Here is a 25,405-nt window from a genome sequence, read left to right as displayed (position 1 = left end):
TACGCAGCCAAATACCCAGGCAACAATAGAATGCACGCTCTGCGAGCATTCTATTGTCATGAATAAAATGTACACTTTGGGAACACTCTATTGTTATGAATCATTAAAACTGTCTTTTATCTGGCGCCCTTTTGTGTAAAGACCTCCAGGAAAGTTTTCAATAAAATCTTAATGTCCAGCCAGAAAGACCAGTTATCAATATACTCTACATCCAGCTTTACAATTTCTTCGAAATCCGTTATGTCGCTGCGCCCGCTCACCTGCCATATTCCGGTCAGACCGGGACGAAAGCTCAAGCGTTTCTTATGATATGGGCTGTACTGTGCAAACTCATCCAACGTCGGCGGACGGGTTCCCACAAGGCTCATATCGCCCTTTAAAATATTGATAAACTGCGGAAATTCATCCAGGCTCGTCTTCCGTAAGAAAGCCCCCGTCTTTGTAATCCGCGGATCATTTTCCATCTTGAACATCAGGCCGTTCATTTCATTCTGCGCCATCAGTTCTTTTTTGCGCTCTTCCGCATCCGCATACATGGAACGGAATTTGTACATTTTAAAAATTCTGCCGTTCCGTCCAACCCGTTTCTGTGCAAAGAAAATCGGTCCAGGAGACTCCAGCTTGATCATCGGCCCGACGATCACCGTCAATATTCCTAAAAATACACAGCCGACCAGCGCTCCGACCAGATCCAGCAGCCGCTTCATCGCCAGCTGCCCAACCGGTACAAAACGATTCGCATAGGTAATCGTATAAAAGCGCCCAAACTGCGTCAGAGCTTTCTGGCTCGCACCGGACAGCTCCGGAACAGGAATCCGGTAATGAATCGTCAGTCCCATTTCTGCCAGCGTTTCCAAAACATGCTTCATCTCTTTGCTCTGGGTATCCGCAACTGCAACGATCACTTCATCCAGAGACGCGCTTTTACAGTAATCGATCAGATCATCTGCCCCAGCTACGACCGACATTCCGCCGACCTCGCCATTTTCCGGTTTCTCGCCCAGAAATGCCAATCCGCAGAACTCATAGCTGTAATCCTTAAAATTTTTCATATCCATGACGAGCGGCACTGCGAACACATCGTCCGCAACCAACAGCGTCTTCCTGCTCTCCCGAAAAATCCGATACAAAGACGGCAGACATTTTTTCCAGAGCTGGTGCACAATCAGCATCAGGATACAGTCAATCAGAAGAAAATAGAAGAACACCAGACGCGAGTAAGCATCCAGCAGTCCCATAAAATACAGTACAACCGCCGCGCCCGCAAAACTGATTGCATTATTGCGAATCACACACATGCATTCATGCAGCGGTCCCCGCAGCATCATGTTCCGGTACAGGCTGCCAAACAGGTTCATTGCCAGAAAAACGACAAGCACTGCTCCGAGCAAAAGGCCGAAATCCATCCGGGCATCATCGCTCTCAAACAGCCGACCATTTCGAATATAGTTTGCCAGAATCAGGCTCACGACAATCGTCAGACAGTCCAGCAGCAAAATCATCAGATTCTGCAGATTCGATCTTCTCTGATACATTTTTACAGTCCTTCCATTTGATTGTAAAAGCTAGTTATATATTCTACACGGTTTTAAACTGCAATGCAATTCCGTGAAAACGTACTTTTCCGGCAGCAATAAACTTCAGAAAACCAGATTTCTCCGGGTTGGAATTAAAAAAAAGGGCTCCTTCATACGCTCTTTTTCTGTGTTTTCTGGTAGGCAGCAATTTCCCGGCGAAGCGGAATTTTCTATTTTCTTTACAGCTTGCTCACAATCCGATTGCGGATTTTGCGGGTCATGGAAAACGTGCCTGCGTCCACCTTCTGCATCCCCATCAGAATGGTCGTCTTTTCATTAGGCAGGTTTGCAAAGTAAACACCCAGCCAGCCGTCCCAACCATATTCATCCTGCATTGCAAGATAACCGCACTGCGCCGGATTTTTGCAGACGCGCATCAGGTTGCCGTAGCTGTAGCCATCCAGTCCGACCCATTCAGAAAATACCTTCTGAGAAACCGGCATCAGCTCCGGACTGGTAAAATACTTCGTCGTCTTTTCGCTCAGCACCCGCACGCCGTTTAAGCTTCCGCCCTGCATCAGCATCTGCGCAAATTTCATATAATCATCCAGCGTCGAAGCAAGTCCCGCTCCGCCCGACTCAAAGGCAGGGGACTTTTCCATCCGGTTTGCAACGACCAGATGATCCTGCGTATAGCGCTTCAGTACGTTTTGACCATTTTGGTCAATTTCAGTCTGGTATACTGCCGCCAGCCGGTCCTGCTTTTCCTCCGGTACCCAAAACGCCGTATCCTTCATTCCAAGCGGCTCGAAAATTTCTTCTTGCAAAAATTCCCCGAACCGTTTGCCGGACGCAGCTTCAATAATCGCACCGAGCACATCTGCAGAGGAACCGTACTGCCAGCCCTGCCCGGGCGCATAAAGCAGCGGGCACTTTGCCAGTGCATCCGCCACATTCCTTGTCGTCATCGCCTCCAGCGTATGCATCCGTTCCTTTCCCTCTTCGAAAACGTGCTCATACATCCGCCCCGGCTCCGTCGTCGTATCGCCATAAATCAGCCCCGACGTCATCCGTAAAAGATCGACAACCAGCATCTCCCGTTCTCCAGGCAAAAGTGCTTCGCATCTGCCGTTGCGCCAGATTTTTTGTTCGCGGAATGCAGGCAGATATTCTGCAACCGGCTGATACAGATCCAGCTTTCCGCGCTCCATCAAAATCATCGCAGCCGCTCCGGTAACCGGTTTCGTCTGGGAATATAACCGAAAAATCGTATCGCGCTTCATCGCACGTCCATTTTCGATATCCGCCATGCCTTCCTGACAGTCGCAGATTTCTTTTCCATCCTTCACCGCCAGCACTGTCACACCCGCTACACTGTTGTCGCCGATGTATTCTTTCATAATCTCCCTTACTTCTTTTGAAAGTTCCTTCATCCCCATCTTCTCCCTTCTGAAGTATACATCTTTTCGTGCAATACACGCCACTTTTCAGGCTGTTTCCACCTGTTTTGCTTTCTTTTTATCCGGAAGCTGTACACAGATCACCGCCGCAAACACGAGCGCGCAGCCAAAAAGCTCCCGCGCCGAAAGCTTCTGTCCCAGAATCACCCAGCCTGCCAGCACGGAAAAAACAGATTCCATGCTCAAAAGCAGGGATGCCGCTGTTGGCTCCACTTTTTTCTGTCCAACAACCTGAAGCGTATACCCAACGCCGCTGGACAGAACGCCCGCGTATAAAACCGGCACGATTCCGGCAAACAATGCATCCCAGGACGGATGCTCCGTCAAAAACGCAAGCACCAGACAGATGACACCGCTCGTCAGAAACTGCAGACACGAAAGCTTTACGCCATCCACCTGCTCTGCGAAATGATCCACCACCAGAATATGAATAGAAAATACTAACGCGCAGCCAATCACCAGCGCATCCCCCAGTCCGATCCGAACGCTTCCGGAAATACATAGAAGATACATTCCGATTAACGCAACCACAACGCTGCACCATACCTTCACACCTGGAATGCGGCGCACAAAAATCCCGAGCAGCGGCACGATAACGATATAGAGCGTCGTCAGGAATCCTGCTTTTCCCACTGACGTATACCGGATACCAAACTGCTGCAGAAGGCTTGCCGCACACAGCGCGATACCGCAGCATACGCCGCCAGGCAAAAGCGCACCGGATTTATTTTTTTTCGCAGGAGCTCCTGTTGCGCCTTTTTTTGCTTCCATCCGTTCTTTTGTCCAGATCACCGGCAGGAGCACAACGCCGCCAATTAAAAACCGAGATGCATTAAACGTACACGGCCCCATGTAATCCATTCCAACACTCTGCGCCACAAAGGCAATGCCCCAGATAAATGCGGCAAGAAGCAGCAAAAAGCCGCTCCGTACAGATTCAAACTGCTGTTTCATTTGTCTTGTCCCCTGTTGTCACTTCGGCAGTCTTGCCACAATCTCTGCAACAATCTCCCGAATACTTTTGTTTTCACAGTCCACTGTAATGTCCGCATAACGCTCGTATAGCGGGACACGCTCATCGTAAAGCTGCTGCAGCGTCTGTCCCTCCCGCAGCGTAATGCCGCGTTTGCGCAGATCGCCCAGACGCGCTGCGATCGATTCGCACGACAGCTTCAGATAGATTACAACACCGATTTTTTTCAGATGCTGCATGGCTTCCCGCCCATAAATCACGCTGCCGCCGGTCGCAATGACAGAATGCTTGACTGCCAGATCCGCATTGATCCGGTTTTCCACCTGCCGGAAACCGTCGTCGCCCTGCTGTTCTATGATCTCATGCAGTAAAAGTCCGGTTTGCTCCTGAATGACCAGATCGGAATCCACGAAATGATATCCCTGCTGCTTTGCAAGCACGACACCGACCGTGCTTTTTCCTGCGCCGGGCATGCCAATCAGTATCAGATTTTTCATAGGATTATTCTCCTAAATAAGCGACTACTTCTACTTCACATAAAACATCCTTGGGAAGCTTTTTCACTGCAACACAGCTTCTTGCGGGCTTTCCGGTAAAATATTTTTCGTATACTGCGTTAAATGCAGCGAAATCGCCCATATCATCCAAAAAGCAGGTTGTCTTTACCACATGGGTATAGTTGGTTCCGGCCTCAGTCAAAATTGCGCCGATATTTTTCATGACCTGCTCTGTCTGCGCCTCGATGCCTTCCGCTTCGATCGCTCCGTTTGCCGGGTTGATCGGAATCTGTCCGGATGCAAATAAGAAATCTCCTGCAACGATCGCCTGAGAATAAGGGCCGATTGCAGCCGGTGCTTTCACAGTTGAAATTACTTTAAACATGTCTTTTTCCTCCTCTGGGTACGTCCCGCTTCGGGGCTTTCGTTTTTTAGTATAGCACGCTTTTTCCTGTACTGTCACTCCGAAAATGCCACAGTCACATAAAATCCCCTTGGATTTTCTACAACGCTCGTCACATCGCCCTCCCTCGCAAGCAAACGCTCCCGGAACGGATAATTGCCCGACATCGCAAGGGACGGATCGATCGTATAATAATAATTGCTCGGAAGTACGCCCTCCGTCACGGTCACATGGTCGCCCTCTTTTAACAGACCCGGGCGCTCCATTTTAAACTCCATCATTCTGACACCCATACTTTGCCTTCTTTCTGTGCAAGCCTGCTTTCGAAACACAATGGCTGCACACTTTCCATCCACACATGCCTCATGTCATGAGCTGCCAGCCGCCCCCTACGCGCCTTCCCTTTCAAACGCCGTTTCCGCATCGTCCGAGGTACTTACCGCATACGCTGCATACCGCCCGGCGTCGCTTTCTTTACACGACACGGAAATCAGCACGCCGTCTGCCTCATAGGAAATGCTGCGCACAAGCGCCTGCTCCTGCAGCCTCGAAACCGCCGCACCATCCGTATACGGAATCAAAAACGTGCATTCCCGGTAATCGCCAAACAGCTTCTTCTGAATCAGCTCCAGCAATTCGGCAAGCCCAATTCCCTGCTTCGCAGACAGATAAATCCGATCGCCTAAAACTTTGGGAAGCTCGCTTTCTTCCATCACAAGATCGGCTTTATTCATCACATACAGACAGGGAATCTGTCCCGCCTGCAGCTCTTTTAACGTCTCTTGTGTCACCTCCATCTGCTCTCGGTGATGCGGATCGGAAAAATCGACCACCTGCAGCAGCAGATCTGCCGTGCATGCTTCTTCCAGTGTGGAGCGGAATGCCTTGACCAGCGTATGCGGCAGCTGGCTGATAAACCCTACCGTATCCGACAGCAGAAAATCCCGGTTATCTCCGGGGCTGATTCTGCGCACCGTCGTATCCAGCGTGGCGAACAGCATATCCTTTTCCAGAACCTTTTTCTCCGTGTCGCCCATCCAGATGTCCAACATTTTGTTCATCAGCGTCGACTTACCCGCGTTTGTATAGCCTACCAGAGCCACCGACGGCAGTTCGCTTTCTTTCCGGCGCTTGCGCTGTGTCTCCCGGTCCTTTTCCATGACCTTTAATTCCCGGTTCAGCTCGCTGATACGCTTTTCAATCCTTCTGCGGTCGAGCTCCAGCTTCTTTTCACCGGCACCCTTGTTGGAAAGACCACCGCCGGCACCGCCGCCCGCTCCGGCGCCGCCGCCCTGTCTGGAAAGCGCATCCCGCATTCCGACCAGACGCGGCAGAAGATACTGAAGATTCGCACTTTCGACCTGCAGACGGGCTTCTTTTGTCCGAGCGCGCCTGTCAAAAATTTCCAGAATCAGGTTCGTCCGATCCCAGACCGGAACCTCCAGCTGATTCTGCAGGTTTCTCTGTTGGGACGGTGTCAGGGAGTTGTCAAAAATCACGCAGTCTGCATCCAGCATGGAAACCAGATTTTTGACCTCTTCCACCTTTCCTGTCCCGATATAAAAGGCATTATTGACCATCGGAAGATTCTGCACAATCTGCGCCGCTGCTTCGATCTCACACGCCTCCGCAAGGTTTTCCAGCTCCTCCATCGAATGGTCAAAATCCAGATTTTCGTTTAGATTAACCCCTACTAATATTGCTTTTTGCATCGATACCTCCTGTTCAGGCTTTTGTTTGGGTGCTTTGTCCGCCGACCAGCTTCCGGATCAGGACGATATAAACCGGAATCAGTAAGGAAAGGGCGGTCAGCCATGCAAACGGCGTTGCAAAGCAGACGGCGCGGTAGCCAAACGGAATGGACAACACAGACGCACACAGAATTCTCGCAGCCAGCTCAATCACGCAGGCTGCAAACGGTGCCCAAGTATTGCCCACGCTCTGGATCGCGGTGCGGTAAACAAGCAGCGCCCCCAGAAAGAAATAAAACGGCACAACCGTGAACAGATAATCTTTGGAATACTGCATGATTTCCGCCGTCGGGTTTGTGACAAACATCGGGACAACGAAGCTCTGTCCCAGTAAAAGCAGCGCTCCCATCGCAAAATTCATCGCCGTCAGCATTAAAAAGCAATGCCATACGCCTTTTTTGATCCGGTCCATTTTGCCTGCACCATAGTTTTGCGCAACATAGTTGGCGATGCCGATTCCGACCGCGTTATCCACTAAAACGGAGAGCTGATCCACCTTGTTTGCCGCCGTATAGCCTGCAATCGCACTCGTACCGATCCGGTTGACCGCCGCCTGCATCGCAAGCTGACCGATACACATGACGGACATCTGGAATCCCATCGGGAATCCGACTTTTAAATGACGCCATGCCGCCTCTGCAGAAAACCGCCATTCTCTCGCAGAAAAATGCAGGATTGTAAAACGTTTCAGCGCAAACACAATGCACAATGCCGCGGAAATTGCCTGCGCCAGCACGGTCGCCCATGCAGCTCCCGCCACGTCCATGCCGAACGGAACGATAAATACCACGTCCAGCACAACATTTAACAGCGAAGAAAAAATCAGAAAATGCAGCGGTGTCCGGGAATCTCCCAACGCGCGCAGAATATTGGAAATCATATTATAAAAGACCGTAGCGCCGTTTCCCAGAAAGATAATAAACAAGTAGGTATACGTCCGGTCGTAAATATCCACCGGCGTGTTTAACATCCGCAGAATCGGATGCACCATGCTACAGCACAGAACCGTCAATACGATTGTAAACAGCGCGCTGATCCATACAGACGCCGATACGGATTCGCGTACCTGTTTTTCATTTCCCGCGCCGAATGCCTGTCCCAGTAAAATTCCACATCCGCCGGTCAGTCCCTGAATGAAGCACAGCACAAAATATACGATCGTCGCCGTCGCCCCGACCGCAGCCAGCGCATCCGCCCCCAGCGTCCTTCCGACAATCATACTGTCTGCCAGTGTATAGAACAACTGGAACAGATTTCCGCCGATTACCGGCAGTGAAAACCCGGCAATCACCTTCCAGGGAGTTCCCTGGGTCAAATCTTTTGTCCTATCCTTTGCCATCTTCTTTTGCTCCTGTTATAAGGTATCAAAAGATGCCTTACGGTTTTTTTCACCTACGCATCCCGGCATCTAATCAGCCCTTATTGTATAGTAGGTTTTCCGGTTTGTACAGTTCTTTTTTGGTATGAAATTCATAAATGAACCAATACTGTTCTCAGAAACGTTTTCGAAAGGGAGATTAGAAAATTACCATGAATAAAACGACTGAAACTTCTTTCTGTTCCCGCCCTGCAGCACTGTTTGCCTGCGGCAGGCAGAGCATCCGTCTTCCTGTCCCGGTCTATATTCGCTCCAGCGCCTCTGTCGTCGGCAGCCGAGAAAAGCAGGGACCGCTCGGGGAGCTGTTTGACTTTGCAGGAGAAGACGACCTGTTTGGCTGCGATACCTGGGAGGATGCGGAAAGCAGTCTGCAGCGCGACGCCCTGCATCTGGCGCTCCAAAAGGCTGGACTGCATTCCACGGATATCCGATATCTTTTTGCAGGTGACCTGCTCGGACAGAGTATCGCCACAAGCTTTGGGCTGATGCAGTATGAACGCCCGCTTTTCGGGCTCTACGGCGCCTGCTCCACCTGCGGGCTGTCGCTCACACTCGCGAGCCTCGCCGTTTCCGGCAGCTTTGCGGATTTTGCCGCCTGCGTCACAAGCAGCCATTTCGCCAGCGCAGAAAAGGAATTCCGTTTTCCGCTCGGCTACGGCAATCAGCGGCCGCTTTCCGCCTCCTGGACTGTGACCGGAAGCGGTGCGTTCATCCTCGCAAACGCTCCATCTGGGCATGATCGCGCGATGATCACAGGCCTTACTCCCGGAAAAATTGTCGATTACGGTCTGCGGGATTCCATGAACATGGGCGCCTGCATGGCTCCTGCCGCCGCGGACACCATCCGGCAGCATTTCGAAGATTTCGGCACCGCACCGAACGATTATGACAAAATTGTGACCGGTGATCTCGGAAAAGTCGGACAGCGCGTCCTCTTAGACCTTTTACAGACCTCCGGTATCGACCTTGGGGAGCGCCATATGGACTGCGGCATCGAAATTTACGACTGCAAAAAGCAGGACACGCACGCGGGCGGCTCCGGCTGCGGCTGCAGCGCGTCCGTTCTGTCTGCATTTTTGTTAAAGCAGCTTTCCGAAAAAAAGTGGAAGCGGATTCTATTCGTCCCCACCGGCGCGCTGCTTTCCAAAACGAGCTACAACGAGGGGCAGAGCGTCCCAGGCATCGCCCACGCGCTCCTGCTGGAAGCAATCTGAGCGTCGCACACGTCCAACAATAGAATGCACGCTCTGCGAGCATTCTATTGTCAAAAAAAGAATGTGCCTTGGCACATTCTCGCGCCGAGGCGCGGTTGCTTCGGCAACCATCTACCCCTGCGCCGAGTGCGCATCCTAAGCGGAGCGTTTTTATTTCATAGGACGCATTTTCCTATGAAATGAAAAAAAGGCTCCCGTCCGCAGCACAACACTGCAGGCAGGAGCCTTTTTCTTCCTATTTTTCAACGCTGAAACCAGCGTTTTTTTACGATGCTTCGTGTTCAGGCTTCGAAGTGCCTCGCCTGCTCAGCTGCGGTCCGTTTTCTCAAACCTGAGCAACGTCCTTCATGGAGAAGCTCATTCTGCCCATCTTGTCCTTGCCAAGGCAGACAACGGTAACCTGGTCGCCCAGAGTCAGGACATCTTCCACACGGTCGATGCGCTCTTTTGCGATCTTGGAGATGTGAACCATGCCTTCCTTGCCAGGTGCGAACTCAACGAATGCGCCGAACTCCTTGATGCTGACAACCTTGCCCTTGAAGATCTGTCCAGCCTGGAACTCGGTGGTGATGATTTTGATCATCTCAATGGCTTTGTCCATCATTTCCTTATCAGTACCGCATACGGAAACGCTGCCGTCATCTGTGATATCGATCTTTACACCGGTGCGGGCAATGATCTCGTTAATGGTCTTGCCTCTCTGACCAACAACATCACCGATCTTCTCAGGATCGATCTTGATGGAAATGATCTTCGGTGCATATTTACCAACCTCTGCTCTCGGATGTGCGATGCAGGGAGTCATGATCTCGTTGATGATATATTCTCTTGCTTCTTTGGTTCTTGCAATCGCTTCTTCTACAATCGGTCTTGTCAGGCCGTGGATCTTGATATCCATCTGAATTGCGGTGATACCGTCATGGGTACCTGCTACCTTGAAGTCCATATCGCCGAAGAAGTCTTCCAGACCCTGGATATCGGTCAGGACGATATAATCATCATCGGTATCGCCGGTAACCAGACCACAGGAAATACCAGCAACCTGCTTCTTGATCGGAACGCCCGCTGCCATCAGAGACAGTGTAGATGCGCAGACAGAAGCCTGGGAGGTAGAACCGTTGGATTCGAAGGTCTCGGATACGGTACGGATTGCATAAGGGAATTCCTCTTCCGAAGGAATTACCGGGCACAGAGCCTTCTCAGCCAGTGCGCCATGACCGATTTCACGACGTCCGGGACCTCTGGAGGGCTTTGTCTCGCCTACAGAGTAGGACGGGAAGTTATAATGATGCATGTAACGCTTCGATACTTCGTTTTCATCCAGGCCATCCAGCTTCTGAACCTCAGACAGAGGAGCCAGCGTACAGATGTTGCAGATCTGAGTCTGTCCACGGGTAAACATTGCGGAACCGTGTACTCTCGGAATGATATCTACTTCTGCAGCCAGAGGACGGATCTGTGTGATTGCGCGGCCGTCAGGACGCTTGTGGTCCTTTAAGATCATCTTGCGGACGGTCTTTTTCTGGTACTGATAAACAGCCTCACCTAAAACAGCCAGCCATTCTTCTCTATCAGCAAAAGCCTCTTCCAGACGTGCTGTAATCTGACGGATATTCTCCTCACGAACCTGCTTTACATCGGTAAAGACTGCCTGTTCCATCTCTTCGGGAGGAACGATCTCTTTCATCGCATCGAACAGTTCCTGCGGAACTGCGCAGCTGGTGTAGGAATGCTTCGGCTTGCCTACTTCTGCAACGATCTTGTTGATGAACTCAATCAGGGTCTGGTTTACGTCATGGGCTTTGTAGATTGCATCGATCATGACAGCTTCCGGAACTTCGTTTGCACCGGCCTCGATCATGATAACCTTTTCGCTTGTGGAAGCGACAGTCAGCTGCAAATCGCCCTTTTTCCACTGTTCCTGAGTAGGGTTGATAATAAACTCCCCGTCGATCATGCCAACCTGTGTCATTGCGCAGGGACCGGCAAACGGAATATCGGAAATGCAGGTTGCAATCGCAGAACCGATCATTGCCACCAGCTCAGGACGACACTCGGGATCTACGGACAGAACCAGGTTATTTAAGGTAACGTCGTTTCTGTAATCCTTCGGGAACAGAGGACGCATCGGACGGTCGATAACACGGCTGGTCAGAACGGAGTTCTCGCTCGCCTTGCCTTCTCTCTTGTTGAAGCCGCCGGGGATTTTGCCTACCGCATACAGCTTCTCTTCAAATTCAACGGACAGGGGGAAGAAATCGATTCCCTCTCTGGGCTTCTCACTTGCAGTTGCAGTGGAAAGCACGGTTGTCTCGCCATAGTGCATAAATGCAGCGCCATTTGCCTGTGCCGCTACACGGCCTACGTCTACGCTTAACGTACGTCCGGCCAGTTCCATGGAAAATGTCTTGTACATTCTGTCTCTCCTTTTCTTTTACCTTGTTGTTGGAAATTGTTCCGAAAACGCTTCGGATGATGGAAAAAGCGAAAGACAAAGCTGCCGAAACTACTGAAAAACACACTGGCTTCAATGCGCTTGTCAGTGGTCTCGGAATTGCTCCGGTATCCGCTTTTTGCATCGTGTGCAACACCCTGTCTGCTTGCAACAGCCCCGGCAAAACACCTTTTGCCATCGGGTTCTTTTGCAGCTGCAGCATATCGCACGAAAAACAGGGCAGAAAGCTGTACGGCTTCCGCCCTGTCTCCAAGTCTTACTTTCTGATGCCCAGTCTCTCGATCAGGGAACGATATCTCTCGATGTCATTCTTCTTCAGATAGTCCAGCAGACCACGTCTCTGACCTACCATCTGCAGCAGACCACGTCTGGAATGATGATCCTTCGGGTTGCTCTTTAAGTGCTCGGTCAGCTCCTGGATTCTTGCTGTCAGGACTGCAACCTGAACTTCCGGTGAACCTGTGTCGCCTTCGGTTCTTGCATACTCTTTGATGATTGCTGTTTTCTTCTCTTTGGAAATCATGGGTAAATCCTCCTTTAAATGTTAACCGCCTGGTACTAAGATATGGGTCGGAGTGTCCCAAGCCTGAGCACCGGCTGAATTCATACCTAATGACTATATCATAAAAAAATGGGGCTGTAAATACTATTTTCCGGAATTTATTCAGATTGTGACTGTATCACGCTGCCACAAAACAGCCCCTTTTTACGACAGCACCCGTCTGACGGAGTAAGGTGTCCGATAGGATACGTTTGAAATTTTAATGCCCGTTCTGGGGTTGCTGGCGTGGATAACCTGTCCGCCGCCGATATAGATTGCGACGTGGTTGATTTTGCCATTTTTCGCATAAAATACCAGATCGCCCGGCTGTGCTTTCGAAAGGCTGACCTTCTTGCCGCACTGTGCCTGGCTTCCGGAATGATGCGGCAGGCTCACACCATATTTCTTCATAATGCTCAGGACAAAGCCCGAGCAGTCCGCACCCTTTGTCAGGCTCGTGCCGCCCCAGACGTAAGGGTTTCCAAGAAACTGCTTCGCGTAGTTGACGAGATCGACCCGGATGTCAGAAACGCCCTGACCGTATTTCAATTCTGTCAGGCTGACCGCTTTTTCCAGCTTCTTTGCGATATCCACATAATCTGCGGAAACATACGCTGCTTCATCATCCAGCATGATCTTAACCCAATCGTCCTGAATGTCCACAACCTCAAGCTCTTCTCCCTCCGCTACCAGTGTAATGACCGGCGCATCCAGACTTCCCTCTTCCCGCACGCGTAAGCCTCCGGAATTGCAGACCGCCATGTTCGTCGCCTCTTTGTCCGCAAGATTTCTTGCTTCCTCTCCGGTCACCATATAGTCCGCCCTGACATACCCCGTCACTTTACCGGATTTGATCTTATACCAGCCATTTTCTTCGGAAAGCACGTCCGCACCGCCGTTTTTTGGAAGCTTACCCACCAGCTCCCCGTTTTCAGACGGATCTTTACGGATATTCAGATAGTCATTGACCTTCGCAACGCCAAGATTTTCATAGCCGTAAATCTTTTTGCGCGTCTCTTTGGCATTCTGCGCCGCCTCAAGGCACGCTTCCGGATCCATGGATTCCTCCAGAAGCCCGCCGACGCCCATAGACTGCCCTGCGGAGTGAACGTTGCTCCCCGTAAAACCTGCATTCACTGTCATCCCCGCAGACAACACACAGAACACAACAGTCAGTCCAAGTTTTTTCCAAATCTGCATTCAAATCCTCCTTCGTATTCTGACGGCGCAGGTGCAAAAACGTCTGCATCTGCGCGCCGACACTATTGCTCGGCAGCGCCAGGCGTGCTGCTCCAGCTTTACCGCGCGCCCGCTACGATATCCCTCTGCAGCTGCTCCTTTAATTCCTCCACGTCAGCAAATTTTTGTTCCGGGCGCTCAAAGGTCAACAGCCGCACCGTGATAAAGCTGTCGTAAATATCCTCTGAAAAATCATAAATATAGGTTTCCACGCTCATCGGCGGGTGGTCGCCATGCTCCACAGTCGGTTTGACGCCGACATTGGTCAGCCCTTTAAAAACACCACTGCTGCATTCCACCTCCGAGCGGTACACGCCGTTTGGCGGCAAAAGCTTGTCTGCAGGAGGCATCAGGTTGACGGTAGGAAATCCTATTGTACGCCCTAACTGTCTGCCGTGCACAACCGTTCCCATCACCGCATAGGGCGCGCCGAGCAGTCTTGCTGCCTCTTGCATCTTTCCTGCTTCCACTGCCTGACGGACACGGGTCGAACTGATCTCTTCCCCGTCCTCAAGCACCTTGTCGATAATCTTTACCTCGTAGCCATATGCTTCTGCGCGCGCCTTTAACAGCTTGCAGTCCCCTAAGCCCCGGTCGCCAAAGGACAAATCGGTTCCCGCAGCCACGAGCTTTGCCCCGATCTGTTCCTGCACGATCACACGCAAAAAATCCTCCGGAGAAATCGCCGCAGTCTGAAAAGTCAGGGGAAACTCGATCAGCACATCGATTCCGATCTGTCGAAACAGCCGTCTCTTTTCTTCCCGCGTCGTCAGTCCTTTGACTGCTTTTCCGGAAAAAAGAACAGCCGGAGGAGGATCAAATGTAAATACGACCGCCTGCAGTCCGCGCTTTTTCGCTTCCAGTATTTCGGAAAGCAGCGCCTTGTGCCCGCGGTGCATCCCGTCGAATTTGCCAATTGCCACTGCGGACGCCCCCTGCAGCAAAAAATCTGTCGTTCCGGAAATGATCTGCATTTCTTCCTATTGTTCCTTTCCCAAAAACATTTTCACGGGCTTTAAACGCTTTTCTTCCTGCTTCCAGGCATAAATCCCCGTAAACTGCCCGTCTGTATCATAAATGCGCAGCTGCTGTTCGGGTGCAAACGTACCTCTTTCACATGCTGCCGCCGTTTTTTCTTTCTTATAAGGTATCACCAAATCTGCATAAAGCCAGTTGCCGTTTTCTAAAAGCTTCTGTCCGTCCCCCTGCACCTGATATGCATCCAGCTGTTCAAACACGCACTCCACCGGAAGAAGCTTTTCTTCCAGGCTGCCTTCTTTTGCAAACACTTCCAGTTCGGAAAGCCGATAGGCATCCTCAGCTTTGAAATTGCCGGAGCGTGTCCGTTCCAGCCGCTCCATCGCTCCGCCGCAGCCCAGCTTCTGTCCGATATCGTGACAGAGCGTCCGGATATAAGTGCCGCGGGAGCACGCCACGCGCATCGTCACGCGAGGCAGTGAAATGTCCTCGATTTCGATCGAATGGATCGTAATCCGCCTGCTCTTTCTCTCTACAACCTGTCCTTTTCTGGCGAGGTCACACAGCTTCTGACCATTGACCTTTAACGCCGAATACATCGGCGGAATCTGGTCATACGGACCGACAAACGAAAGGATCGCGCTGCGCACATCCTCCTCGCCTGCATTTACTTTCTTTTCTGCCAGAATCTGTCCCGTCGTATCCTGTGTGTCCGTCTCCACGCCGAGCAGCAGAACCGCCCGGTATTCTTTATCTTTGTCTGTTAAAAGGTCGCACAGCTTCGTCGCATTTCCCAGACAGACGGGCAGTACCCCGGACGCTTCCGGGTCCAGGGTACCTGTATGGCCGATTTTTTTCTGTTTGCAGATGCCGCGCAGCTTCGCAACCACATCGTGGGAGGTAAAGCCCGGCTCTTTGTATACATTGAGAATTCCGTTCATGTATTCTCCTTTGTTATTCTGCTTTTATCAGCTGCTTTTCAATCTGCTCCGACAGATTGTTGACGCAGTCATGCACGGTTCCCTGCATGGTGCATCCTGCTGCCCTGACATGGCCGCCGCCCCCGAAATAGGACGCGATCGCCGCCACGTCCACCTTTCCGTTCGAGCGGAGGCTAACTTTATATTCGAGTGTCTTCGTCTGATACAAAAAGATCGCACACTCCACGCCTTTCGTGATGCGCAGCTGGCTCACAATGCCATCCAGATCCTTGGGCACAACCTTGTAAAACTCCATCGTCTTTAAATCGATGGAACTGAAAATACACCTGCCGTCCATAAACCGGATGCTCTCCAAAAGTGCGCGCCCCAGCACCTGATTCTGCACATAGGTCTTTTCAAAAAACGTCTCATCGATCAGCTTTGAAAAATCGAATCCGTATGCCAGCAGCTTTGCAGCGATACGCAATGTATCCGGCGTCGTATTCGAATACTGGAATACACCGGTGTCATGCACGATGCCAAGATACAGTGCCTTTGCAATCTCTGCATCCATATACTTTTCCTCCAGAAGCTCATAGACGAGCTCGGAGGCGGAGCTTGCATCCGGTTTGCAGTAATTAACATCGCCACAGCCGGACGCATTGCTGATATGATGATCCACATTGATCGTCTTTTTCGCGGTCCGGAAATACTTTTCCGCATCCCCGAGCCGTTCCTTTGAGGTATCCAGAACGATGAAAACGTCATAGACGCAATCCTTGCTGCAGTCTGTACGGACATCTTCGATTCCATGAATGCAGTCAAAAATATCTGCAGGCTTTTCCAGATACACATCAATCTGTGCATCCGGCAGCGCTTTTTTCAGATACAGGTACATGCCCATACAGGAGCCGACACAGTCACCGTCCGGACGTACATGTCCGCCGATGGCGATTGTATCCCTGCTTCCCAGCTCTTCCAGGATTTTACGCATCCTCTTCCTCTCCTTTTTTGGCGCGCTGGTCTGCCATTACCATGTCGATCTTATGCGACATGTTGACACCATACGCAATGGACTGATCCATAATAAAATGAATCTCGGGTGTATTGCGCAGATTGATTTCCTTTGCAAGACGTCCGCGGATAAAACCCTCTGCGCTCTTTAATCCCTCCAGCGTTGCGGCAGCCTCTTCCTCGCTGCCCAGAACGCTGATATATGCACGGCAGGTTTTTAAGTCCGGTGCAACCTCGACATCCACAACACTCGTCATGGGCGCAATCCGGGGATCTTTGATTTCTCCCCGGATCACTTCTGCCAGAACACGCTGCACTTCGCCGTTAATCCTGCTGTTTTTTACACTGTTCTTTCTCATGAATGCTCCTATATTGCGGGGAAATCCTGACAGATTCCCCCTTCTGAAAGCCTATCTCGGCACTTCTACCATTATATAGGCTTCTACTACGTCAAACTCCTTCATCTTGTCAAAGCCTTCGAATACAAGGCCGCACTCGAATCCGGCTTTTACTTCCTTCACATCGTCCTTGAAACGTTTTAAGGATGCCAGCGCGCCTTCGTAGATCAGCTCACCTTCTCTGGTAATACGCACTTTACAGCCTCTGGTAAATACGCCGTCCAGGACATAGGAACCGGCGATATTTCCGATTGCGGATGCCTTGAAGATCTGACGTACCTCGGCATGGCCGATGATCTTTTCTTCGTAAACGGGATCCAGCATACCCTTCATGGCAGCTTCCACGTCTTCGATCGCCTGGTAAATAACCTTATACAGACGGATATCTACCCCTTCCGTCTCCGCAGTCGCCTTTGCTGTCGCATCCGGACGCACGTTGAAGCCGATGATGATCGCGTTGGAAGCGCTCGCCAGCGTAACGTCGGACTCGTTGATCGCGCCTACGCCGCCGTGGATACATTTGACAACGATTTCCTCGTTGGAAAGCTTCGTCAGGCTCTGCTTGACTGCTTCCACGCTGCCCTGTACATCCGCTTTGACAATCAGGTTCAATTCCTTTAAATTGCCTTCCTGGATCTGGTTGAACAGATCGTCCAGGGACATTCTGGATTTGGTCTCTTCCAGTTTCTTTTCCTTGTTCTGCTCGATAAATGCCTCTGCGTAGGATTTTGCTTCCTTATCGCTTTCATGTGCCAGGAATACGTCGCCTGCTTCCGGCACGTCGGACAGACCGAGGATTTCGACAGGCATGGACGGACCGGCTTCTTTGACACGGCGTCCCTTGTCGTCTACCATCGCGCGGACCTTACCGCTCGAAGAACCTGCGGAAACGAAATCGCCGACATGCAGCGTACCCTTCTGAACCAGCACGCTTGCCACAGGGCCGCGTCCCTTATCCAGCTGAGCCTCCAGCACAATGCCTCTCGCCATACGGTTCGGATTTGCCTTTAATTCCATCACCTCAGCAGTCAGAAGGATCATCTCCAGCAGCTGCTGGATTCCTTCACCGGTCTTTGCGGATACCGGTACAAATACCGTGCTGCCGCCCCAGTCTTCTGCAACCAGTTCGTACTCCGTCAGCTCCTGCTTTACGCGGTCCACGTTTGCATTGGGCTTATCGATCTTGTTGACTGCAACGATAATTTCAATTCCGGCAGCTTTTGCATGGTTGATTGCTTCTACCGTCTGGGGCATTACGCCGTCGTCTGCCGCAACAACCAAAACTGCAATATCGGTCGCATTCGCGCCGCGCATACGCATTGCAGTGAACGCTTCATGTCCGGGTGTATCCAGGAAGGTGATCGCCTGACCATTGATCTGTACGGTGTACGCACCAATATGCTGCGTGATGCCTCCTGCCTCGCGGTCTGTTACGTTCGTCTTACGGATCGCATCCAGCAGGGAGGTTTTACCGTGGTCAACGTGACCCATAACACAGATGACAGGCGGTCTGGAAACCATATCCTCGTCTGCTTCCTCATCCTCTTTCAACAGCTCTTCAATGACGTCAACCTTGACTTCCTTCTCGCAGATGATGTCGTAGTCGATTGCGATGTTTTCCGCGTCTTCATAGGAGATTTCCTGGTTCACAGTTACAATCTTGCCCTCCAGGAACAGCTTCTTGATGATGGCTGCAGGCTGCATCTTCATCTTTTCCGCCAGCTCTTTGATCGTGATGTTGTCGCCGACGGTGATTACCTTGATGGTCTCTTCCGGTTCAACCGGCTTGGGTTCGGGCTTGATAAAGCGGCCTGCCTTCTTTGCATTTTTCAGTGCTGCTGCGCCGTCTTCTTCGTAAATCGCGTCTCTTCTCGATTTCTTGTCGCGCTCCTGCTGGTTAAGACGGCGATCGTCTCTGCGCTTTTCCGTATCCTTTGCCGGAGCTTCTGCTGCAAAGCCTTTGCCTGCTGCCGGCTTGCGGAATCGATTGTCCTGCCGTCCATCGCCGTTCTGAGGGCGTCCGCCATTTGAACCAGGACGGTTATTGCCCGCACCAGGGCGGCCACCGCCTGCAGGGCGATTATAGCCCTGATTATCTCTTGCACCGCCGTTATTACCCGGACGGTTCTGGTCTCTTCTTGCTCCATAACCGGATGTCCTTTCCTGACCCTGACCATCTCTGCGGCCGGACTGGTTTCTGTCACCGTTTCTGTTATCACGGTTGTAACCGGGTCTGTCTCCGTTTCTGTTGTCACGGTTGTAGCCAGGTCTGTCTCCATTTCTGTTGTCGCGGTTGTAGCCAGGTCTGTCTCCGTTTCTGTTGTCACGGTTGTAACCGGGTCTGTCTCCGTTTCTGTTTCCGGAATTTCTGTTATCGGAACGGTCTGTTCTTTCGGTGCGGTCTGTTCTTTCAGTGCGGTTGTCGCGCTGCTCGGTTCTCTGAGGGCGTTCCATGCTCTTCTCCAGACGTTCCTTTGCCGCAGCCTCTTCTTTTTTCTGTGCTTCGATTTCAGCAGCCTTTGCTGCACGTTCTGCTTCTGCTGCAGCCTTTGCTGCCGCTTCCTTGGCCGCACGCTCTCTGCTCAAAAGCTTCTCATCCGGCATAACGGGCTGGGAAGGCTTAGTCAGGGGCTTGATCAGCGGTCTGCTTTCCATACGCATGCCGTTGTTGTTTCTGTTACCCTGACGGTTCTGGCTTCCTCTGTTTCCATCATTTCTGCGCCCGTCATTTTTTGCACCGTTTCCATTATTATTTCTTCTGTCATTGTTTCCGGAATTGCCGTTCTTCATCCGGCTATTCTGGGGATTGTTCACTACAATGATCGTCTTTGCTTTTTTATGTGCCTTTGCCTGACTGTCCTGTCCTGCAACTTCTTTGTTCATATCCTGTTTATCCGTTGTCTGTTCCTCCCGGCCCTCAGCCTGTACTGCCGCAGTCTGCGTCGTCTTTTCTGCCGTTTCCGCTTTCTCCACCTGCGCCTTCCTTTCTGTCTGCGCTGCCTGCCCTATCCTGCTGCTGTCCTTTTGATCGGACGGCTCCTTATTTGCAGCTGCGAACTTCTTTTTTACCCATTCTACCGCATCGCCCTCGATTGAGCTCTGCGCTGCCTTAACGTCCACGCCCTTTTCCTGTAAAAAGGTAATGACGTCTTTGCTCTTTATTTCAAGCTCCTTTGCGAGCTCGTGCACCTTTATTTTTGCCATTCATTTCCCTCCGTCTCCTTCATTTCCGTTTCCAGATACCGGTTTAAGGTTTTGGCAAACCCGGCGTCTGTTACCGCCAGGGATGCACGCATTTCTTTTCCCATCGCATGTCCCAGCTCTTCCTTCGTCCCGTATTCATAATACGGTACATGATAAAAGCTGCACATGTCCCGGAAATTTTTCTTTGTATTCGCTGAAGCGTCTGTGCCGACGATCACCAGCGCTGCGGTTTTGTTCTTGACAGATTTTTCTGTCATGAACTCCCCGCTTGCCGTCCGTCCTGCTCTCGTCGCAAGCCCCAGCAGGGAAAATACCTTATTCGGTTTCACTCTCACCAAACTCCTTTTCCAGGCTGTCGTAAACCTCATCCGGAATACTCATCTGGAAGGAACGCTCCAGTCCGCGGTTCTTTCTCGCCTTTTTCAGGCAGTCCAGACTTTTGCACAGATAGGCACCGCGTCCGTTCTTCCTTCCCGTCGCATCCAGCACGATCGGTCCCTCCGGCGTCTTGAGCACGCGCATCATTTCGCGCTTGTTTTTCATTTCGCCGCAGCCCACGCACTGTCTCATGGGGATCTTTTTATTCATCGCTGCCCTCGCCGTCTTCCTCGGCTGCTGCAGGCTCTTGTGTATCTTCCAGTGCTTCCTCAGCGCCTTCTTCGTAATCGTCCTCGTACTCTTCTTCCTCGTCGTCATATCCGTCATCCAGATAATCCTCGTAACGGAAGCCAGGAGCATCCTTTGCCTGTGTCTCGCTCTTGATATCGATCTTGTAGCCGGTCAGACGCGCTGCCAGACGTGCGTTCTGTCCTTCTTTGCCGATCGCCAGGGACAGCTGATAATCCGGTACGACTACCTTTGCGGTGCGCTCGTCGGGATCTGCAAATACTGCAACGATCTTTGCAGGGGACAGTGCGTTCTGGATCAGGTTGCCGGGGTTTTCATCCCAGTTTACGATATCGATCTTTTCGCCGCGCAGCTCATCTACAATCGCATTGACACGGGAACCGTTCATACCGACACAGGCGCCGACTGCGTCTACGTTCGGATTGTTCGACCATACTGCGATCTTGGTACGGCTGCCAGCCTCACGGGCGATGCTCTTGATCTCTACAACGCCGTCGCGGATTTCTGTTACTTCTTCTTCAAACAGACGTTTTACAAGCTCCGGATGGGTACGGCTGACTAAAATACGAGGTCCCTTGGGAGTGTTCTTTACTTCAAGAATATAAACCTTAATTCTCTCGGTCGGCTTGAACACTTCGCCCTTTACCTGCTCACTCTCGTTTAAGATTGCGTCCGCCTTGCCCAGGTTGATGCTGATGTTGCGGCCCAGATAACGCTGTACAACGCCGGTTACGACGTCTTTTTCCTTTTCGAAATACTGATTGTATACAACGCTTCTCTCTTCTTCCCGGATCTTCTGCAGAATGACATTTTTCGCATTCTGTGTTGCAATACGGCCGAATTCTTTAGACTTAATCTCCACATGGATTATGTCTCCAACCTGCGCTCTGTGGGAAATCTGCTTTGCATCCTCCAGAGCGATCTGCAGGCATTCATCCTCCACGTCGTCCTGTGTCGGAACAACCTCTTTCTCCGCATAGCAGAGAAAATCGCAGGTATCCCGGTCGATTTCCACCTTTACATTATCCGCTTTGCCGAAATGCTGTTTGCAGGCTGTGAGCAGAGAGTTTTCGATCGCTTCGAACAGAGTCTCTTTGCTGATCTCTTTCTCTTTCTCCAGTACATCCAACGCTTCCTTTAATTCCTTATTCATTTCATCCTCCATTCCGCTGCTTTGTCGTCTGTTTAAAAATCCAGCGCCAGACGGATCAGTGCAATCTCTTTTCTGGCAAATGTCATTTCCTTTTCTGCTGTATCAATCGTAATGCTGTCCGCATCGTAGCTTTTTAATACGCCTGTAAATTCCCGGCATTTATCCACCGGCTTATACAATCTGATTTCTACTTCTTCGCCCAGGCTCTTTTCCAGATGCTTATCCTTTTTCAGCGTCCTGCCCAGCCCCGGTGAGCTCACTTCCAAAATATAGGCGTCCTCGATAAAATCGGCTTCATCCAGTTTGTCGGACAACGCGCGGCTTACTGCCTCGCAGTCACCGATGTTGACGCCGTCCGGTTTGTCGATGTAGGCACGCAGATACCAGTCGCTGCCTTCTTTCACATACTCCACGTCGTAGATTTCCACGCCGTTTTCCTCCGCGATCGGAAGCAGAATTTCTTCTGTCTTCGCTTCGTATGTTTCTCTTTTTGACATTCCTTCACCTTCCTTATTCAGTTGTCTGTGTTATACCAGCGCGCGGTTCGCTTCGCGGAGCTCGCGCTGATTAGCGGTCGTCAAATATCCATTCGTGCAAGCACGATGGATATTTTCCTCGTCGCGATAACAAACAAGAGTGGGTTTTTGCCCACTCTTGCTCCAGTAACATGTATCATCCTCTTTACTCTAACATGTTCCCGACTGGAATGCAAGGGGTTCCGGCAAAAATGTTGCAGTTCACCCACACATAGATGTTTGTGCAAGCACAAATCTATGCACAGGAATTTTCGAGGGAACTGTAACGCAAAAACCGGAATCCTTTACGAATTCCGGTTCTCGAAAACAGCTAGTAGGGGAATCGAACCCCTGTTTTCGCCGTGAGAGGGCGACGTCTTAACCGCTTGACCAACTAGCCATAACTGTTATCCTGTTCTTCCTGAAGCTCAGGAAATCTTTATCCTTTGCAGAAATCCGTTTCTGCAAACAGCTAGTAGGGGAATCGAACCCCTGTTTTCGCCGTGAGAGGGCGACGTCTTAACCGCTTGACCAACTAGCCATTCTTTTGTGTCACTTAACTGACGCTTGATTACTATACAATACTTTTTTCCAAAATGCAAGTGTTTTTTGCAAATTTTATAAATTTGCTGGTAGATAGTAACAGTTTTTGCTGCAGCCGCTTAAAAACAACTCCTGCTTCATCCGTTTTTGATAGGTTTCCCGGTCTTTGGAGGCATCCAGGATCTCCAACGCACGCTTCATCGCCCGGATGTCTTCCACCATCCGGTCCGGGTGGTTTCCTCTGCCTACAATTTTCAGATGGGTAATTCCCGCCTGACCCAGATCATAGAGCGCACACAGCCCACAGCCACTTTCGCCCAGGATTGGAGCATCGAAATCTGATTCCGGTGAATCCCATGTGCCGCCGCACTGTCTGGCCTCTGAGGTATATTCCCTTGAAGACGCGGTATCGTCCCATTCTTTGTGATCGATAAGGATGCTGTCCTTCCGCTGGCTCTTCCCTACACCGACCCGATACGGCACGCGGCACAAATATCCCATCTCGTCACAGTGCAGGGAATTGCAGAATGCCCCGGAAAACTGACACAGCTCATTTAATGCAAACGCTTCATATTTCATGTTTTCCAATCCGGGACTTCTTTTGGCACATGCCTGCGCCACAACCGCCATATCCTTCGGTCGCATCTTCCTTGGAAAGATGATTCTGCTGATTTCCATCTGCTCAAACAATCCTGTCATCGCGCTGTTGATTTCTCCAACCTCGCCGCTTAACGAAATCCGACAGCCGATCTTTTGCTGCCGAAGATATAAAATCAGCGCCGGGTCTGCGATAATATAATCCTCAAAACCAATTTTCATACATTTTTGAATTATCTCTGCGATTTCCGGATACTGCTGTGGAAGATAGTACAGCGAATTAAACGTCAGCTGCACGGGCTTTTGATACGCCCGCACCATCGCCGCCAGAATTTCCAGCTCCGAAAATGCACCCAGCTGCACGCTGCAGCATCGCACCTCCCTGCGGTTTAAGGACAGAACCGTCCCGTACTTTCTGTCCCACGCATAGGGAATGTAACCGCAGAAGCATTCGTCCGCTCCCGCTTCGATATATCGGATATAATCGTCAACCGAGCCAAGCCCCGCTGTAAGTTCCATGTGTGACCTCCATGCCGCGCACTGCACTCAAAGCAGATTCAGCACCGCGCGGTCAGGCTGCACCTCCTGTTCTGCTTCCCCAAACACTGCGTTTTCCACACTGCCCGTCTCCAGCGCCAGCAAAACCGTCTGATCCAGCGAAAACAACGAATTGTATCTTCCTGTCATATGCAGATGCTCCGGGTATAAAAACGTTTTCGTCTGACAGTATCCGGGACATTCCGTCTGTAGATACTGCCGTCCCCTGTTGTGCTCCCTGCACTGCGCATAAAGGGTACAGTATTGCGATGTGTTCGTTTGATAAAACGGAAGATGCAGGCTGTTTTTTCCTTCCGGGAATCTTTGCGGATACCCACAGCTTTCCCATTCATAGCGCACAAATCCAAGGCTTTTTTCCAGTGCCTTTTGATAAAAATCTGCATTCAGGCTGTTCTCTGCCAAAAGTCCGGTGTCCTTGTCCGGCAGGCGGCTTTTTAAATAGGAAAGCCGCGGATCTTTTTTCCGTTTATTGAGAAGTGTTCCCATGCACAGCTCAAACTGCTCCGGATATCTGCCTACAAGCTGCGCCATCCCCCAGTCATTGACGACGATCTCGATCGATCCGTTTTTCTGACACCAGCTTCGCAGGCTTTCCAGAAGCCGTTCCGCTTCCTTTAAACTAACCTCCGGCTGGCATGCAAACGAAACTGTCACGCCAAGCCTCTCGCTCCGCGCCTTTTCGAGCAGGGCAAACAGGATTTCTTTCTTTGGAAAGAGCAGACGGCAGAATTGATTTCCAAGGTAAATCCGATCCGGCAGGCGTTTTGCGTAAAACGCGCTGGCAACGTTGTTTTCCTTCCAGTAATCTGCCATAAAATCCGACAGGCTTTCTTTTAAATATGTCTCATACCATTCCGGTCTGTCCAGCTCCAGCGCGTAAGACGGATACGGCCGCAAAACCGCCTCCCAGTCCGTCTGCGCAAACCATTTTCGTTTCTGTTCTTCCAGGCTGTCGGCAAAGCAATCCTCTAATTCCACCGGATAACCAACCGTTGCCTCTGCAAGCCTAGCGTCATCCTCTTCCAGCTTCAGATGGATGTAGCGGGTATATTGCAAAAGAAGCTTCTGCACAGCAATCCGAAACTCCGGCGAAGTTACGCAGACCCGATAAAGCTGATAAAAGGAGGCAGCGCACAGCTTCTCCCTGTGCCCTTGCTGTGACAAAGCGGGTGCTTTTTCCAGCCCATACTCTGTCAGCACAAGTTCCTGCCAGAGTGCCTGCTCCAGATCGTAAAAGCACACCTTACAAAACGGTGTCACTATGCAGTGCTGCGGCGGTGCGGCATCTCGCAAAACCTGGTGCTGTGCCGGCACAGCATCTGTCAAAAGCTGCCTTGCCGCCTTTTTTTCCAGTCGAAACTCAAATCCGTTTTCCGAAATCCCGACCACCTGAATTTCCCGCTCCCCAAGCTGTGCAGTCAGCAGCCCGGACGGGATTCCTCTGATATATTCTTCCATTTTCATTCTTCC

23 protein-coding genes and 2 tRNA genes are annotated in these 25,405 nt (G+C 51.1%); 1 reads left to right on the top strand and 24 read right to left on the bottom strand.

The window, feature by feature from the left end; all coding sequences use genetic code 11:
• Nucleotides 1-116 precede the first annotated feature (116 nt).
• The 8 genes from ACLTOQ_RS02575 to ACLTOQ_RS02540 form a co-directional block, all read right to left on the bottom strand.
• Nucleotides 117-1,535 carry a sugar transferase gene (locus ACLTOQ_RS02575; RefSeq protein ID WP_412318649.1) on the bottom strand — a complete coding sequence of 473 codons (1,419 nt, stop codon included), beginning with the start codon at nucleotides 1,533-1,535 and terminating at the stop codon, nucleotides 117-119.
• A 221-nt stretch (nucleotides 1,536-1,756) separates the two neighbouring features.
• A complete protein-coding gene (locus ACLTOQ_RS02570; RefSeq protein ID WP_262585558.1) occupies nucleotides 1,757-2,950 on the bottom strand; it encodes a serine hydrolase domain-containing protein in 1,194 nt (397 codons plus the stop codon).
• A gap of 54 nt (nucleotides 2,951-3,004) precedes the next feature.
• Nucleotides 3,005-3,931, bottom strand: a complete 927-nt coding sequence (locus ACLTOQ_RS02565) for a DMT family transporter (protein WP_262585557.1) — start codon at nucleotides 3,929-3,931, stop codon at nucleotides 3,005-3,007.
• Between the two features lie 18 nt (nucleotides 3,932-3,949).
• Entirely contained in the window at nucleotides 3,950-4,447 is a 498-nt protein-coding gene (locus ACLTOQ_RS02560; RefSeq protein WP_117961091.1) for a shikimate kinase, read from the bottom strand.
• A gap of 4 nt (nucleotides 4,448-4,451) precedes the next feature.
• Nucleotides 4,452-4,832, bottom strand: a complete 381-nt coding sequence (locus ACLTOQ_RS02555; RefSeq protein WP_262585556.1) for a RidA family protein — start codon at nucleotides 4,830-4,832, stop codon at nucleotides 4,452-4,454.
• 74 nt (nucleotides 4,833-4,906) lie between these two features.
• Nucleotides 4,907-5,143: a hypothetical protein gene (locus tag ACLTOQ_RS02550; protein WP_021915535.1), complete on the bottom strand. Its 237-nt coding sequence runs from the start codon at nucleotides 5,141-5,143 to the stop codon at nucleotides 4,907-4,909.
• Nucleotides 5,144-5,239: 96 nt separating this feature from the next.
• Complete coding sequence (gene hflX, locus ACLTOQ_RS02545) at nucleotides 5,240-6,562, bottom strand: GTPase HflX (RefSeq protein ID WP_412318646.1); 1,323 nt, start codon at nucleotides 6,560-6,562, stop codon at nucleotides 5,240-5,242.
• Nucleotides 6,563-6,575: 13 nt separating this feature from the next.
• On the bottom strand, nucleotides 6,576-7,940 hold the full coding sequence (locus ACLTOQ_RS02540; RefSeq protein ID WP_021915533.1) for an MATE family efflux transporter: 1,365 nt from the start codon (nucleotides 7,938-7,940) through the stop codon (nucleotides 6,576-6,578).
• A 191-nt stretch (nucleotides 7,941-8,131) separates the two neighbouring features.
• Between ACLTOQ_RS02540 and ACLTOQ_RS02535 the strand changes: the two genes are divergently transcribed.
• The gene (locus ACLTOQ_RS02535; protein WP_262585553.1) at nucleotides 8,132-9,193 is read left to right on the top strand and encodes a stage V sporulation protein AD; all 1,062 of its coding nucleotides are present in this window, start codon (nucleotides 8,132-8,134) and stop codon (nucleotides 9,191-9,193) included.
• Nucleotides 9,194-9,518: 325 nt separating this feature from the next.
• Here ACLTOQ_RS02535 and ACLTOQ_RS02530 read toward each other — a convergent pair whose 3' ends face one another.
• The 16 genes from ACLTOQ_RS02530 to ACLTOQ_RS02455 form a co-directional block, all read right to left on the bottom strand.
• On the bottom strand, nucleotides 9,519-11,609 hold the full coding sequence (locus ACLTOQ_RS02530) for a polyribonucleotide nucleotidyltransferase (RefSeq protein WP_021916338.1): 2,091 nt from the start codon (nucleotides 11,607-11,609) through the stop codon (nucleotides 9,519-9,521).
• Nucleotides 11,610-11,904: 295 nt separating this feature from the next.
• A complete protein-coding gene (gene rpsO / locus ACLTOQ_RS02525) occupies nucleotides 11,905-12,171 on the bottom strand; it encodes a 30S ribosomal protein S15 (protein ID WP_021916339.1) in 267 nt (88 codons plus the stop codon).
• Nucleotides 12,172-12,354: 183 nt separating this feature from the next.
• Entirely contained in the window at nucleotides 12,355-13,389 is a 1,035-nt protein-coding gene (locus tag ACLTOQ_RS02520; RefSeq protein ID WP_412318645.1) for an NlpC/P60 family protein, read from the bottom strand.
• A 98-nt stretch (nucleotides 13,390-13,487) separates the two neighbouring features.
• On the bottom strand, nucleotides 13,488-14,402 hold the full coding sequence (locus ACLTOQ_RS02515) for a bifunctional riboflavin kinase/FAD synthetase (RefSeq protein WP_337673287.1): 915 nt from the start codon (nucleotides 14,400-14,402) through the stop codon (nucleotides 13,488-13,490).
• A gap of 6 nt (nucleotides 14,403-14,408) precedes the next feature.
• A complete protein-coding gene (truB, locus tag ACLTOQ_RS02510; RefSeq protein ID WP_412318644.1) occupies nucleotides 14,409-15,347 on the bottom strand; it encodes a tRNA pseudouridine(55) synthase TruB in 939 nt (312 codons plus the stop codon).
• 13 nt (nucleotides 15,348-15,360) lie between these two features.
• A complete protein-coding gene (locus ACLTOQ_RS02505; RefSeq protein WP_337673285.1) occupies nucleotides 15,361-16,320 on the bottom strand; it encodes a bifunctional oligoribonuclease/PAP phosphatase NrnA in 960 nt (319 codons plus the stop codon).
• Nucleotides 16,313-16,699, bottom strand: coding sequence for a 30S ribosome-binding factor RbfA (gene rbfA, locus ACLTOQ_RS02500; RefSeq protein WP_021916344.1), 387 nt, complete (start codon nucleotides 16,697-16,699; stop codon nucleotides 16,313-16,315). Before rbfA ends, ACLTOQ_RS02505 begins: the two co-directional genes overlap by 8 nt.
• A gap of 51 nt (nucleotides 16,700-16,750) precedes the next feature.
• Entirely contained in the window at nucleotides 16,751-19,942 is a 3,192-nt protein-coding gene (gene infB, locus ACLTOQ_RS02495) for a translation initiation factor IF-2 (RefSeq protein WP_262585548.1), read from the bottom strand.
• A complete protein-coding gene (locus tag ACLTOQ_RS02490) occupies nucleotides 19,930-20,271 on the bottom strand; it encodes a L7Ae/L30e/S12e/Gadd45 family ribosomal protein (protein WP_021916346.1) in 342 nt (113 codons plus the stop codon). Before ACLTOQ_RS02490 ends, infB begins: the two co-directional genes overlap by 13 nt.
• Nucleotides 20,258-20,530: an RNase P modulator RnpM gene (gene rnpM, locus ACLTOQ_RS02485; protein ID WP_117961071.1), complete on the bottom strand. Its 273-nt coding sequence runs from the start codon at nucleotides 20,528-20,530 to the stop codon at nucleotides 20,258-20,260. The genes ACLTOQ_RS02490 and rnpM overlap by 14 nt, the downstream gene beginning before the upstream one ends.
• Entirely contained in the window at nucleotides 20,523-21,722 is a 1,200-nt protein-coding gene (nusA, locus tag ACLTOQ_RS02480; RefSeq protein WP_021916348.1) for a transcription termination factor NusA, read from the bottom strand. The genes rnpM and nusA overlap by 8 nt, the downstream gene beginning before the upstream one ends.
• Before the next feature lie 32 nt (nucleotides 21,723-21,754).
• A complete protein-coding gene (gene rimP / locus ACLTOQ_RS02475) occupies nucleotides 21,755-22,219 on the bottom strand; it encodes a ribosome maturation factor RimP (protein WP_262585547.1) in 465 nt (154 codons plus the stop codon).
• A 346-nt stretch (nucleotides 22,220-22,565) separates the two neighbouring features.
• A tRNA-Glu gene (locus ACLTOQ_RS02470) sits at nucleotides 22,566-22,637 on the bottom strand.
• A 69-nt stretch (nucleotides 22,638-22,706) separates the two neighbouring features.
• Nucleotides 22,707-22,778: transfer RNA gene (locus ACLTOQ_RS02465), tRNA-Glu, on the bottom strand.
• Between the two features lie 77 nt (nucleotides 22,779-22,855).
• A complete protein-coding gene (locus ACLTOQ_RS02460; protein WP_262585546.1) occupies nucleotides 22,856-23,896 on the bottom strand; it encodes a U32 family peptidase in 1,041 nt (346 codons plus the stop codon).
• Between the two features lie 27 nt (nucleotides 23,897-23,923).
• Nucleotides 23,924-25,393, bottom strand: coding sequence for a hypothetical protein (locus tag ACLTOQ_RS02455; protein ID WP_262585545.1), 1,470 nt, complete (start codon nucleotides 25,391-25,393; stop codon nucleotides 23,924-23,926).
• Nucleotides 25,394-25,405: the final 12 nt, after the last annotated feature.

It is taken from the genome of Gallintestinimicrobium sp. (genome assembly GCF_046968865.1).
GTDB classification, from domain to species: domain Bacteria; phylum Bacillota; class Clostridia; order Lachnospirales; family Lachnospiraceae; genus Gallintestinimicrobium; species Gallintestinimicrobium propionicum.
Note: the sequence above shows the minus strand (reverse complement) of the source record. Positions and strands in the feature narration are given on the sequence as shown.